The following is a 13,122-nucleotide window of genomic DNA, read 5'->3' on the forward strand; positions in this document are numbered from 1 at the left end:
CCCCGACCGGAAACCCGCCCTTCAGGCGCCTATGCTGCGAGCAACAAGGCAGCCCAGTTATGACGATGCAGTAGGAGAGCCGGCGTGAGCTTGAGGATCGTTGTCTGTGTGAAGTACGTGCCCGACGCCACCGGCGACCGGCACTTCGCCGATGACCTGACCGTCGACCGCGACGACGTCGACGGCCTGCTGTCGGAGCTCGACGAGTACGCGGTCGAGCAGGCGCTGCAGATCGCGGAAGAGGCCGACGACGCCGAGGTCACCGTGCTCACGGTCGGCCCCGAGGACGCCAAGGACGCGCTGCGCAAGGCGCTGTCCATGGGTGCCGACAAGGCCGTCCACGTCGAGGACGACGACCTCCACGGCACCGACGTCATGGGCACCTCGCTGGTGCTCGCCAAGGCGATCGAGAAGACCGGCTACGACGTCGTCATCGCCGGTATGGCCTCCACCGACGGCACCATGGGTGTCCTGCCGGCCATCCTCGCCGAGCGTCTGGGCGTCCCGCAGGTCACGCTGCTCTCCGAGGTGTCCATCGAGGACGGCGTCGTGAAGGGCCGCCGTGACGGCGACACCGCGTCCGAGCAGCTGGAGGCCTCGCTTCCGGCCGTCGTGTCGGTGACGGACCAGTCGGGCGAGGCCCGCTACCCGTCCTTCAAGGGCATCATGGCCGCCAAGAAGAAGCCGGTGGAGTCCCTGGACCTCGACGACCTCGAGATCGAGGCCGACGAGGTGGGCCTCGAGGGCGCCTGGACCGCGGTCGACTCCGCCGCCGAGCGCCCCGCGCGCACCGCGGGCACGATCGTCAAGGACGAGGGCGAGGGCGGCAAGCAGCTGGCCGAGTTCCTCGCGAGCCAGAAGTTCATTTAGCTGCCGGGGGTCCGGGGGTCGCCCCCCGGACCGGCACAGCATCTAAGGCTCGCGCGAGCCAACTCATCGCCCCCAGATTCTTCGTTCGCAGGAGATTGAAGTCCCATGGCTGAGATTCTCGTCTACGTCGACCATGTCGACGGAGCCGTCCGCAAGCCCACGCTGGAGCTGCTGACGCTCGCCCGCCGCCTCGGCGAGCCCGTCGCCGTCGCGCTCGGCAACGGCGCCGCCGACACCGCCGCGGCCCTGGCCGAGCACGGTGCCACCCGCGTCCTGACCGCCGACGCCCCCGAGTTCGCCGAGTACCTCGTCGTCCCGAAGGTCGACGCGCTGCAGGCCGCGTACGAGGCTGTCTCCCCGGCCGCCGTGCTCGTCCCGTCCTCCGCCGAGGGCAAGGAGATCGCGGCCCGCCTCGCGGTCCGCATCGGCTCCGGCATCATCACCGACGCCGTCGACCTGGAGGCCGGTGACGAGGGCCCGATCGCGACGCAGTCCGCGTTCGCCGCCTCCTTCACCACCAAGTCCCGTGTCTCCAAGGGCACCCCGGTCATCACGGTCAAGCCGAACTCGGCCCCCGTGGAGGCCGCCCCGGCCGCCGGCGCCGTCGAGGCCCTCGCGGTCTCCTTCGGTGCGCTGGCCACCGGCACCAAGGTCACCGCGCGCACCCCGCGCGAGTCGACCGGCCGCCCGGAGCTGACCGAGGCCGCGATCGTCGTCTCCGGCGGCCGTGGCGTCAACGGCGCCGAGAACTTCGCGATCATCGAGGCGCTCGCCGACTCCCTCGGTGCCGCCGTCGGCGCCTCCCGCGCCGCCGTCGACGCCGGCTGGTACCCGCACTCCAACCAGGTCGGCCAGACCGGTAAGAGCGTGTCGCCGCAGCTGTACATCGCCTCCGGCATCTCCGGTGCGATCCAGCACCGCGCGGGTATGCAGACCTCGAAGACCATCGTGGCCATCAACAAGGACGCCGAGGCCCCGATCTTCGACCTCGTCGACTACGGCGTGGTCGGCGACCTCTTCGACGTCGTCCCGCAGCTGACCGAGGAGGTCAAGTCCCGCAAGGGCTGACCTGCGGTTCTGTACGGTCCGGGGGCCGCGTGGTGATGATCACCGCGCGGCCCCCGGCCGTTTCGGACAACCATTGACGCAGGTCCTGGCCGACTATTAACTTCGCTATACGGATTGTTGATTCCGTGAAGCGGAAAACAGGAGGATGTGGGATGGGTCAGCAGGAGAAGGTGTCGACGAGCCTCGCCGGAGCGGTCAGCGAGGGCATCAGCGCCTCCCTCGCAGCGGTGGACGCCGAGCTCGACCGGCGCTACCCGGGAGACCCGGGCACCCGTCAGCCCGTCCACACCGTCTACGTCCCCGGCAACGTCTTCGACGCCGGAACGATCCGCTCCTGGGGCGACCAGGCCCTCGCGGCCCTCGACGAGCACGCGCCCGACCCGAACTCCTTCGCCGCCGTCCTGGGCCTCTCCGACGACCTCGCCGAGGACGTCTACGGCCGCGTACGGGCCAAGCTGGAGCGCGAGCCCATCGAGGACCTCCGGGTCGACTTCGAGGACGGCTACGCGGGCCAGGACGAGGACCACGACGCCGCCCGTGCCGCCCGGCTGATCTCGGAGGCGTACAAGAACGGCACGGCGGCCCCGTACATGGGCATCCGGATGAAGTGCATGGAGGCCGCCGTACGCGACCGCGGCATCCGCACCACCGACGTCTTCCTCACCGGACTCATCGAGAACGGCGGTCTGCCCGACGGCCTCGTCCTCACCCTCCCGAAGGTCACCTACCCCGAGCAGGTCTCCGCCTTCGTACGCCTCCTGGAGGCCTTCGAGAAGGCCCACGGCCTGGACGCCGGCCGCCTCGGCTTCGAGATCCAGATCGAGACCAGCCAGTCCATCCTCGCCACCGACGGCACCGCCGCCGTCGCCCGCATGATCGGCGCCGCCGAGGGCCGCGCCACCGGCCTGCACTACGGCACCTTCGACTACAGCGCCTGCCTCGGCGTCTCCGCCGCCTACCAGGCCAGCGACCACCCGGCCGCCGACCACGCCAAGGCGATCATGCAGGTCGCCGCCGCCGGCACGGGCGTACGGGTCTCCGACGGTTCCACCAACGTCCTCCCGGTCGGCTCCACCGAGCACGTCCACGAGGCCTGGCGCCTCCACTACGGCCTCACCCGCCGCGCCCTGTCCCGCGCCTACTACCAGGGCTGGGACATGCACCCGGGACACATCCCCACCCGCTACGCCGCCGTCTTCGCCTTCTACCGCGAGGGCTTCGAGGCCGCCGCCAAGCGCCTCTCCGCCTACGCCAACCACGCGGGCGGCGACGTCATGGACGAGCCCGCCACCGCCAAGGCGCTCAGCTCCTACCTCCTGCGCGGCATCGACTGCGGCGCGCTCGACACCGCCGAGGTCGACGCCCTCACCGGCCTGACCCGCGCCGACCTCGACCGCTTCGCCGCCCCGCGCCGCGGCGACCTCACGGCCACGGCGCAGTAACGGCCCCCAACCACCTCGCGGGAGCGGTCACCGCAGCCCCGTACTCTGTACGCGTTCATCGCAGGCGACAGGGAACGGGGCAGCGGTGTCTTCGGGGGAGAACGAGCGGCTCGCAGGCCGCTACAGAGTCGTGCGCCAACTGGGCCGCGGCGGCATGGGCGTCGTCTGGCGCGCCGTCGACGAGGTCCTCGGCCGCGAGGTGGCCGTCAAGGAACTCCGGACGTACAACGACTCGTCGGGGCCGGAACTGGCCGATCTGCGCCTGCGGATGCAGCGCGAGGCCAGAGCGGCGGCCCGTGTACGCCACCCCGGGGTCATCGCCGTCCACGACGTGACCGACCATCAGGGACGCCCCGTCATCGTCATGGAGCTCATCGACGGGCCCTCGCTCGACGGCGTGCTGGGCGAACGCGGCGTACTGGAGCCGCGCGAGGCCGCGGCGATCGGCGCCGCGGTCCTGGAGGCGCTCGCCGCCGCGCACGACGCCGGTGTGCTCCACCGTGACGTGAAGCCCGGCAACGTCCTCCTCGACAAGGGAGGCCGGGTCGTCCTCACCGACTTCGGGATCGCCACGATGGACGATCCCGGCGACGGCTCCACCACGCACCTCACCCGCAGCGGAGAGATCGTCGGCTCGCTGGACTACCTGGCGCCCGAGCGGGCCCAGGGGCAGCAGCCCGGACCGGCCTCCGACGTCTGGGCGCTCGGCGCCACGCTGTTCGCGGCGGTCGAGGGCTCCTCGCCGTTCCGCCGTACGTCGACCTGGTCGACGCTGAACGCCATCGTCGTGGAGCCGTTGCCGGAGCCGCGCAGGGCCGGCCCGCTCGGCCCCGTCCTCCAGCAGCTGATGGACAAGGACCCCGCCCGGCGCCCCGACGCCCGGGCCGCGGCCCGGCTTCTGGCGGCCGTGGCCGAAGGCGGTCAGGACGTCACCGCCCCGGCGCACCCCTGGGCACCGACCGAGCGCAACGCCGTGCCGCCCCGACCGGAGGGCTTCGGCCCGGCGGGCACGGGCGTAGGAGCGGGTGCGGGAGCGGGCAACGGCGTAGGTACGGGTACGGGCGTTGGTACGGGGGCGGGTACGGCGGACGGCTTCGGGCCCGCACAGCCGCACGGACCCGGGGCCTTCGGCGCAGCGTCAGGACCTGGCCCGGACGCCGGACTCGGAGTCCACGGCCCGGCCGCCGCACCTGGTCCGGACGCCGGACCCGGGGCCTTCGGCCCGGCCTCCGCGCCCGGCCCGGACGGCTACGGGCCGCCCGTGGCGGGGGCGGCATCCCCCTACGCACCGGCCGCGGGGGCCGGGTTCCCTCCTGCCGGGCATCCGACGTCCGGGGCACCGGCGCAGGGCGCCGCCGCCCAGGCGGCCCCGCCGGCACCCCGCAAGAAGCGTTCCGCGGCGCTCGTCGCCGGGGCGGTCGCGGCCGTTCTGCTGGTCGGCGGCGGCGTGACCTACGCGCTGGTCGACCGCGACCCCCGCACCGAGCAGGAACAACTGGCGGACGGCCGGACGCCGACGACTCCCGGTACGAGCCCCGGCCGGGTACTCGACCAGGGCGACCCGGGCCACCCGGACGCGACGGCGAGCACGTCGGCGTCGGCGTCGGCCACGCCCTCGAAGGCGGGCACGAACAAGCCCGCAACGCCCACACCGACGACCGCGTCGAAGGCGCCCGTCCCCGGAACGGGCGGCGGCGGCACCACCGGTGGCGGCACGAGCGGCGGTACGACCGCGACCGGCGGCGGGAGCACGAGCGGCGGATCGACCACGACGACCGGCGGCGGCTCCCCGGTGGAGCCCGCGCCCGTCTGCCACTCCAAGGGCGGCGGCAAGTACAACTGCGAGGTGTGGCGCACCGCGAAGACGTACCGCCACGACGGCGGCGAGATGGGGATCCTCAACGCCGGCACCAACTACTTCTACTGCCAGGTCGACCTCGGCCGGCGGGAGACGTACGGCCAGTGGACGAACGTCTGGTGGGCGCGGACGGACGACGACAGCGGCAACACGAACGTCTACTTCAGCGTCGTCTACATCAAGGGCGGCGACAACGACAAGCCGGTGCCCGGCCTGCCCATCTGCTGAGCGCCGCCGCCGGGGCACGGCACCGGCCGTGCCCCGGCCACGGCCCCGCTACGCGGGCGGCGGCGGGATCTCGCCCGAGCCGCGCGGGATCAGCCGGGTCTCCAGGACCACCTGGGCCGGCGGGTCGTCGATGCCGTCCAGGCGGCGGAAGAGCCGTTCCGCGGCCGTGCGGCCCAGCGCCGCCGCGTCCTGGGCGATGACGGTGATGCCGAGCAGGTCGGCGAGTTCGATGTCGTCGAACCCGACCAGGGCGACGGGGCGTTCGCGGTCGGCGAGCGTCCGGACCGCGGTGACGGTGACCCGGTTGTTGCCCGCGAACAGCGCGGTGACCGCTTCCGGTCCCGTCACCATGGCCGAGACCGCCTCCCGGACCCGGTCGGGGTGCGTCGGGCCCAGGGACACCCAGGAGTCCTCGACGGCCAGCCCGGCGTCCTCCATCGCCGCCCGGTAGCCGCGCAGACGCTCGGTGGCCGTGTGGATGCGCGGCCGGTCTCCCACGAAGCCGATCCGGCGGTGCCCGTGGGCGATCAGGTGGGCCACCCCGGCGCGCGCGCCGCCGAAGCTGTCCGAAAGGACGGCATCGGCGTCGATCCGGCCCGCCGGACGGTCCACGAAGACCGTGGCCACGCCCGCCTTGATCTCCGGTTCCAGATAGCGGTGATCGGTACCGGCCGGGATCACGATCAGCCCGTCGACACGGCGGGCGCACAGCGCGAGGGCCAACTCCTGCTCCCGGTCCGGGTCCTCCGCGCTGGAGCCGTTGATGAGCAGCGCCCCATGGGCTCGTGCGACCTCCTCGACCGCGCGGCTGAGCGGACCGTAGAACGGGTCGGCGAGGTCTTCCAGGACCAGACCCACCGACGCGGTGCGGCCTTTGCGCAGCACGCGGGCGCTGTCGTTGCGCCGGAAGCCGAGCGAGTCGATGGCCTCCTGGACCCGGCGCTCGGTGTCGGGGGTGACCCCCGGCTCGCCGTTGACGACCCGTGAGACCGTCTTGAGCCCGACGCCGGCCCGGGCGGCGACGTCCTTCATCGTGGGCCGATTGCCGTAACGGTGCTCGGGGCGGCGGGCGGTGTCGGCCACAGTGAGCGGATCTCCTCTGTCTCGTCTCTGTCTCGTCCGAGCATAGGGCCTGGACAACGTTGTCAGAGCTTGGGAGACTGTAGGTCGCAGCGATCAACCGCTCCCGCCCCTTCTGGAGACACCGCGCACATGCAGACAGACCTCGTTGTCGCCCTGGACTTCGGCGGCACCAAGATCGCCGGCGCGCTGGTGGACGGCGAGGGGCGGATTCTCGTCCGGGCGCAGCGACCCACCCCCGCGGGCGAGGACGGTGAGACGGTGATGGGCGCCGTCGAGGCGGTGCTCGCGGACCTGGCGGCCTCGCCGTTGTGGGAGTCGGCGCATGCGGTGGGCATCGGGAGCGCCGGTCCCGTGGACGCCTCCGCCGGCACCGTCAGCCCGGTCAACGTGCCCGGCTGGCGCGGCTTTCCGCTCGTCGAGCGGGTGCGCAAGGCGACCGGCGGGCGGCCGGTCACGCTGGTCGGCGACGGTGTCGCCATGACTGCCGCCGAGCACTGGCAGGGTGCCGCCCGCGGCCACGACAACGCGCTGTGCCTCGTCGTCTCGACCGGTGTGGGCGGAGGTCTGGTGCTCGACGGCCGGGTGCACCCCGGCCCCACCGGCAACGCCGGCCACATCGGTCACATCAGCGTGGACCTGGACGGCGACCCGTGCGCCTGCGGCGGACGCGGCTGTGTCGAGCGGATCGCCAGTGGGCCCCACATCGCCCGGCGCGCCCTGGAGAACGGCTGGCGGCCTGGTCCCGACGGCGACACCTCGGCCGCGGCGGTCGCCGCCGCCGCCCGGGCCGGCGACCCGGTGGCCGTGGCCTCCTTCGAACGTGCCGCGCAGGCGCTCGCGGCGGGCATCGCCGCCACCGCGACCCTGGTCGAGATCGACATCGCCGTCGTGGGCGGGGGAGTGGCGGGCGCCGGAGACGTGCTCTTCGGGCCGCTCCGGCGCAGCCTGGGCGCCTACGCCACGCTGTCGTTCGTCCGCGACCTCGTCGTCGTCCCGGCGCTCACCGGAACGGACGCGGGCCTCCTCGGCGCCGCGGCCGCCGCGACGCCCTCCGCCCGGGCCTGACGCCTCGTCATCGCGCCTCGCCACGCAGTCGCGTTCAGCCCCGGCCGGCTCCGTGCCACGCCGGCGCGTTCCTCCCGTCGGGCTCCGTGCCACGCCGGCGAGGTCATCCCCCGACCGGCTCCGTGCCACGCCGGCGAGGTCAGCCCCCGACCGGCTCCGTGCCACGCCGGCGAGGTCAGCCCCCGACCGGCTCCGGCGTCCTCTGCTGCACGATCACCAGGAACGCGTCGGACTCCAGGTCCATCACGACCTCCGCCGGAAGGCCCTCGTCCCGGCGGGCGCTGGCGAACTCCTCGGCGGGCCAGCTGCCTCGCGGGCCTCCCGCCGGAAACCACTCCAATACCGTACGGCTCATCTCCGCACCCCCTTGCCTCGCCGGTCCAACGACAGCCGGTCTCGAAGTGTTACGCACCGGCCCGCACGCGCGTTCGTGGAGTGAGGCGTCTCACACCCGTCCACCTGCCTGCTCCACGCCGTCCCGGATCCCTCCGGTTCCCCTTCGGGGTTTCCGTGGCAGGGTGTTACGGGCAAGCCACTGGGGGCTATCGAAGAGGGGGAATCGTGATCGTCTGGATCAACGGTACGTTCGGCGCGGGGAAGTCCACGACCGCGCGCGAGCTGGTCGATCTGATCCCGAACAGCACGCTGTACGACCCCGAGATCATCGGCGGCGCGATGAACTGGCTGCTTCCGCAGAAGCGGCTCGACGAGGTCGACGACTACCAGGATCTGCCGATCTGGCGCCGACTGGTGGTGGACGCCGCCGCCGCGCTGCTCGCCGAGGTCGGCGGCGTGCTGGTGGTCCCCATGACCCTGCTGCGGCAGGAGTACCGGGACGAGATCTTCGGGGCGCTCGCCGCCCGGCGCATACAGGTGCGGCACGTCCTGCTCGCCCCGGATGAAACGATCCTGCGCGCGCGGATCCGGGGCCGTACACCCGATGACTCGGACCCCGAGACCCTGGAACGCGTCCGCCAGTGGTCCCTCGACCACATCGAGCCCTACCGCGCGGCCCTGCACGACTGGCTGACCGCCGACGCCCATGTCGTCGATACCTCCGCACTCACCCCCGCGGAGGCCGCCGCGGCCGTCGCCGAGGCGGTCGCCTCCGGCACGGCCGCCCCCTGCGGCATCGTCCAGACCCCCGAACCCACCGGTGAGACGCTCGCCGCCGGGGTCCTGCTCTTCGACGAACACGACCGCTTCCTGCTCGTCGACCCCACCTACAAGCCCGGCTGGGAGTTCCCGGGGGGTGTCGTCGAACCCGGCGAGCCGCCCGCCCGTGCCGGGATGCGCGAGGTCGCCGAGGAGATAGGGCTCGAACTCGACTCCGTACCCCGTCTGTTGCTCGTCGACTGGGAACGCCCCCAGCCCCCGGGCTACGGCGGCCTGCGCCTTCTCTTCGACGGCGGCCGGCTGCCGGCCACCGATGTGGACCGGCTCCTGCTGCCAGGCGCCGAGCTCCGCGGCTGGCGCTTCGTCACCGAGGAGGAGGCGGCCGAACTGCTGCCCCCGGTCCGCTACCGCCGCCTCCGCTGGGCGCTGCGCGCCCGGGAGCGCGGGACGGTGCTCAACCTGGAGGCCGGCGTGCCGGTCGGCTGAAGCCGGCGGGCGGAAGCCGGTGGGTGGAAGCCGGTCGGCTGAAGCCGGTCGGCGGAAGCCGGTGGGTGGAAGCCGGTGGGCGGAGGCTGGCGGGCGGAAGCCGGTGGGTGGAAGCCGGTGGGCGGAGGCTGGCGGGCGGAAGCCGGTCGCCTGAAGCCGGCCGGCCGAAGGCGTCCGACGAGCCGACCCCCGGGGCTATGCGGCCGCCTCCGCCAACTGCCGGGCGGTGTCCGCCGTCACCGGGGCCCCGTGCCCGCAGCACAGGACCGACGGCTTCAACTCCGCCAGGCGCCGCATCGACTCCATGGCGGGCTCGCGGTCCGCATGGAACACGCCGAAGGTCACGCCCTGCACCGTCGCCACCGTGTCGCCGGTGAACAGGACGCCGTGCGCCGGAAGGTGGACCGCGAGCGAGCCGGGCGTGTGACCCGGCGTGTGCACCACCACCGCCCCGTCCCCGAAGTCCAGCACGTCCCCGTCCTCCAGCTCCTTGTCGACCCGGGTCGGCGGCGCCACGGGGACGGTCAGACCGTGCTCGTACAGCGGGATCTCCCAGTCGAGCAGGGCCGGTTCGGGGACCGGGGCCTCGCCCCGGATCACGGGCGCGTCGAGGCGGTGCGCCAGGATCTCGGCGCCGAACCGGTCGGCGAGCTCCTGGGCCGAGCCGACATGGTCGCGGTGGCAGTGGGTGAGCACGATCCGGCGCAGGGCGGCCGGGTCGAGTCCCGCTCCCCGTATCGCCGTCTCGATCTCCGCGGCCGAGTCCACCCAGCCGGCGTCGATCAGGGTCAACTCCTCGTCGTCCCGCCACAGATAGGCCTGGCCGATGGAGAAGTGCAGCATGTGCAGTCGAGGCGTGATCTCGATGAAGTCCATGCGGCGAACCTACGCATCCGCGCAGGTCCGCCGCGTGGTTCTACGCTCTCGGCGAGCTTCGCCGAGCGCTGAACCCGGGCCTCAGCCCTGCTTCGAGCGGGCGTAGTTGAGCAGGAAGTGCGCCTCCGCCACCGAGAGGCGCTCCAGCTCCTGCGGCGACACCGACTCGTTCACCGCGTGGATCTGCGCCTCGGGCTCGCTCAGGCCGATCAGCAGGATCTCCGCCTCCGGGTAGAGCGCGGAGAGGGTGCTGCACAGCGGGATCGAGCCACCCATGCCGGAGCTCTGCATCTCCTGGCCCGGGTACGCGATCCGCATCGCCTCCGCCATCGAGGTGTACGCCGGGCTGGACACGTCCGCGCTGAACGCCTGGCCCTGGCCGACCTGTTCGAAGGTGACCCGCGCGTTCCACGGGGTGTGCTTCTCGATGTGCGCGTACAGCAGCTTCGTCGCCTCGGCCGCGTCCTGGCCCGGGGGCACCCGCAGGCTGATCTGCGCGCGGGCCGTCGACGGGATCGACGGGGTCGCGCCGGCCACCGGGTGGCAGTCGATACCGATGACGGTCACGGCCGGGCGGGCCCAGATACGGTCGGCCACCGTGCCGTTGCCCGGCAGAGCGACGCCCTCCAGGACCTTCGCGTCCTGACGGAAGTCCCCCTCCGGGTACTGCAGGCCCTCCCACACCGCGTCCGCCGGCAGACCGTCGATGACCGTCGAACCGTCCGCCGCGCGCAGCGAGTCCAGAACGCGGATCAGCGCGGCCAGCGCGTCCGGAGCGGCGCCGCCGAACATGCCGGAGTGCAGATTGCCCTCCAGGGTGTCGATCTGGACGCGGATCATCGTCATACCGCGCAGAGTGGCCGTGACGGTGGGCAGACCCAGGCGGAAGTTGCCCGTGTCGCCGATCACGATCGCGTCGGCGGTGAGCAGCTCGGGGTGCGCCTCGGCGTACCGCTCGAGGCCGCCCGTGCCCTGCTCCTCCGAACCCTCCACGATCACCTTGACCGTGACGGGCACTCCGCCGTTCGCCTTCAGGGCGCGCAGCGCCAGCAGGTGCATGATGAAGCCGCCCTTGCAGTCGGCCGCACCCCGCCCGTACCAGCGTCCGTCGCGCTCCGTCAGCTCGAACGGCGGGGTGATCCAGGCCGACTCGTCCAGCTTCGGCTGCACGTCGTAGTGGGCGTAGAGAAGAACGGTCGGGGCACCGACAGGGCCGGGCAGCACGCCGTACACCGACTGCGAACCGTCCGGAGTGTCGAGCAGCGCCACGTCCTGGAACTCCTCGGCGCGCAGCGCGTCGGCCACCCAGTTCGCGGCCGCCTCGCACTCGCTCCGCGGGGCCACGGCCTCGTCCGCCACCGACTCGAAGGCCACGAGCTCCGTGAGCTCCGCCTTGGCGCGGGGCATCAGGCCGGCGATGGTCTCGGCGATCGGATTGGCGGTCATGGGCACGCTCCTGGTGGGTGCGACGTTGTAAGGACGTTGCCGTATGTCGGTTGTACGGCGAACGCATTGTCGATCCTACGGCGCGGGGTCTCAGCTACTGCGCCGTAGGATGCCCGAAGAGCATGGACCGTCGGTCGGATCAGGAGCAGAAGCACATCGTGAGCAGCGAGAACGCAGACGCCGAAGAGGTACGCGCGGGAGAGTCGCAGGCCGCGACCGTCTGGGACGTGGTGGTCGTCGGGGCCGGCCCGGCCGGTGCGTCGGCGGCGTACGCGGCCGCGGTCGCGGGCCGCCGCGTCCTGCTCCTGGAGAAGGCCGAGCTGCCCCGGTACAAGACCTGCGGCGGCGGGATCATCGGGCCGTCGCGGGACGCGCTGCCGCCCGGCTTCGAACTGCCGCTCCAGGACCGGGTGCACGCCGTCACGTTCTCCATGAACGGCCGCTTCGCCCGGACGCGCCGCTCGCGCCGGATGCTCTTCGGGCTCATCAACCGGCCCGAGTTCGACGCCGGGCTCGTCGAGCAGGCGCAGAAGGCGGGCGCCGAGCTCCGTACCGGCGTCACCGTCTCCCGCGTCGAGCAGCACGGCCCGGCCGTGCCCGACCGGCGGACCGTCGCCGTGGTCCTGGCCGACGGCGAGACGGTCCTGGCCCGGGCGGTCGTCGGGGCGGACGGCAGCGCCGGCCGCATAGGAGCCCATGTCGGCGTCAAGCTCGACCAGGTGGACCTCGGCCTGGAGGCGGAGATCCCCGTTCCGCCGTCGGTGGCCGAGGACTGGAAGGGACGCGTCCTGATCGACTGGGGGCCGATGCCCGGCAGCTACGGCTGGGTCTTCCCCAAGGGCGACACGCTCACGGTCGGCGTGATCTCGGCGCGCGGCGAGGGCGCGGCCACCAAGCGCTACCTGGAGGACTTCATCGCCCGTCTCGGGCTCGCGGGCTTCGAGCCGGAGATCTCCTCCGGCCATCTGACGCGCTGCCGCAGCGACGACTCGCCGCTCTCGCGCGGTCGGGTGCTCGTGTGCGGCGACGCGGCGGGGCTGCTCGAGCCGTGGACGCGGGAGGGCATCTCCTTCGCCCTGCGCTCGGGTCGGCTCGCGGGGGAGTGGGCGGTACGGATCGCGGAGGCGAACGACGCGGTCGACGCGCGCCGCCAGGCGCTGAACTACGCCTTCGCGATCAAGGCCGGCCTGGGCGTCGAGATGGCGGTCGGGCGGCGGATGCTCACGCTCTTCGAGCGCCGGCCGGGGCTGCTGCACGCGGCGATCACCGGTCTGCGTCCGGCCTGGAACGCCTTCACGGACATCACCCGCGGCTCGACCTCGCTGGCCGGCCTGGTGCGGACCCACGGGATGGCCCGGCGGGCCCTGGACATCCTGGACCGCCGACTTGAGTCGGCCGACGGCACGGCGCGCCGCGGTGTCACGGAGCCGGCCGCCGCGTCCGGTCCCGCCGAGCCGCAGGGCGCGGCGAAGGACGTCGAAGGCGGCGCGGGCGCCAAGGGTGCGGAGAGTGCGGGAGCCCAGGGTGCGGAGGGCGCCGAGGGCGTCGCGCGCACGGGAGACGCCGAGGCGTCCTGACGACGGT

11 protein-coding genes are annotated in these 13,122 nt (G+C 73.1%); 7 read left to right on the forward strand and 4 right to left on the reverse strand.

Annotation, left to right across the window (positions count from 1 at the left end; translation table 11 throughout):
- The first annotated feature begins 84 nt into the window (after positions 1–84).
- The 4 genes from ABZ939_RS31005 to ABZ939_RS31020 all read left to right on the forward strand — a co-directional run bounded on the left by ABZ939_RS31005 (position 85) and on the right by ABZ939_RS31020 (position 5,466).
- On the forward strand, positions 85–870 hold the full coding sequence (locus ABZ939_RS31005; protein ID WP_361862469.1) for an electron transfer flavoprotein subunit beta/FixA family protein: 786 nt from the start codon (positions 85–87) through the stop codon (positions 868–870).
- A 105-nt stretch (positions 871–975) separates the two neighbouring features.
- Positions 976–1,938, forward strand: coding sequence for an electron transfer flavoprotein subunit alpha/FixB family protein (locus ABZ939_RS31010; RefSeq protein WP_361862472.1), 963 nt, complete (start codon positions 976–978; stop codon positions 1,936–1,938).
- A 152-nt stretch (positions 1,939–2,090) separates the two neighbouring features.
- Positions 2,091–3,380 (forward strand): aldolase/citrate lyase family protein, encoded by a 1,290-nt coding sequence (locus ABZ939_RS31015; protein ID WP_361862475.1) that lies wholly within the window; start codon positions 2,091–2,093, stop codon positions 3,378–3,380.
- 85 nt (positions 3,381–3,465) lie between these two features.
- Positions 3,466–5,466, forward strand: a complete 2,001-nt coding sequence (locus ABZ939_RS31020) for a protein kinase (protein WP_361862477.1) — start codon at positions 3,466–3,468, stop codon at positions 5,464–5,466.
- A gap of 48 nt (positions 5,467–5,514) precedes the next feature.
- On the opposite strand, the gene ABZ939_RS31025 is transcribed toward ABZ939_RS31020, so the two are convergent.
- Entirely contained in the window at positions 5,515–6,549 is a 1,035-nt protein-coding gene (locus ABZ939_RS31025; RefSeq protein WP_361862480.1) for a LacI family DNA-binding transcriptional regulator, read from the reverse strand.
- Between the two features lie 129 nt (positions 6,550–6,678).
- On the opposite strand from ABZ939_RS31025, the gene ABZ939_RS31030 reads away from it, so the two are divergent.
- Entirely contained in the window at positions 6,679–7,614 is a 936-nt protein-coding gene (locus ABZ939_RS31030) for an ROK family protein (RefSeq protein ID WP_361862483.1), read from the forward strand.
- A gap of 175 nt (positions 7,615–7,789) precedes the next feature.
- Here ABZ939_RS31030 and ABZ939_RS31035 read toward each other — a convergent pair whose 3' ends face one another.
- The gene (locus tag ABZ939_RS31035) at positions 7,790–7,969 is read right to left on the reverse strand and encodes a hypothetical protein (RefSeq protein WP_361862486.1); all 180 of its coding nucleotides are present in this window, start codon (positions 7,967–7,969) and stop codon (positions 7,790–7,792) included.
- A gap of 203 nt (positions 7,970–8,172) precedes the next feature.
- Here ABZ939_RS31035 and ABZ939_RS31040 point away from each other — a divergent pair, with 203 nt between their 5' ends.
- A complete protein-coding gene (locus tag ABZ939_RS31040) occupies positions 8,173–9,216 on the forward strand; it encodes an NUDIX domain-containing protein (protein ID WP_361862658.1) in 1,044 nt (347 codons plus the stop codon).
- Positions 9,217–9,411: 195 nt separating this feature from the next.
- Here ABZ939_RS31040 and ABZ939_RS31045 read toward each other — a convergent pair whose 3' ends face one another.
- Together ABZ939_RS31045 and ABZ939_RS31050 are read right to left on the reverse strand one after the other, a co-directional pair.
- Entirely contained in the window at positions 9,412–10,092 is a 681-nt protein-coding gene (locus ABZ939_RS31045; RefSeq protein WP_361862489.1) for an MBL fold metallo-hydrolase, read from the reverse strand.
- 81 nt (positions 10,093–10,173) lie between these two features.
- Complete coding sequence (locus ABZ939_RS31050; protein ID WP_361862492.1) at positions 10,174–11,538, reverse strand: dipeptidase; 1,365 nt, start codon at positions 11,536–11,538, stop codon at positions 10,174–10,176.
- Positions 11,539–11,696: 158 nt separating this feature from the next.
- Here ABZ939_RS31050 and ABZ939_RS31055 point away from each other — a divergent pair, with 158 nt between their 5' ends.
- A complete protein-coding gene (locus ABZ939_RS31055; RefSeq protein WP_361862495.1) occupies positions 11,697–13,115 on the forward strand; it encodes a geranylgeranyl reductase family protein in 1,419 nt (472 codons plus the stop codon).
- Positions 13,116–13,122 lie beyond the last annotated feature (7 nt).

Source organism: Streptomyces sp. NPDC046712 (genome assembly GCF_040645695.1).
Taxonomy (GTDB): Bacteria; Actinomycetota; Actinomycetes; order Streptomycetales; family Streptomycetaceae; genus Streptomyces.

Coding starts and splice junctions, on each gene's coding strand:
- ABZ939_RS31045 (WP_361862489.1), bottom strand. CDS start 10,092: ATGGACTTCATCGAGATCACGCCTCGACTGCACATGCTGCACTTCTCC.
- ABZ939_RS31010 (WP_361862472.1), top strand. CDS start 976: ATGGCTGAGATTCTCGTCTACGTCGACCATGTCGACGGAGCCGTCCGC.
- ABZ939_RS31050 (WP_361862492.1), bottom strand. CDS start 11,538: ATGACCGCCAATCCGATCGCCGAGACCATCGCCGGCCTGATGCCCCGC.
- ABZ939_RS31035 (WP_361862486.1), bottom strand. CDS start 7,969: ATGAGCCGTACGGTATTGGAGTGGTTTCCGGCGGGAGGCCCGCGAGGC.
- ABZ939_RS31030 (WP_361862483.1), top strand. CDS start 6,679: ATGCAGACAGACCTCGTTGTCGCCCTGGACTTCGGCGGCACCAAGATC.
- ABZ939_RS31015 (WP_361862475.1), top strand. CDS start 2,091: ATGGGTCAGCAGGAGAAGGTGTCGACGAGCCTCGCCGGAGCGGTCAGC.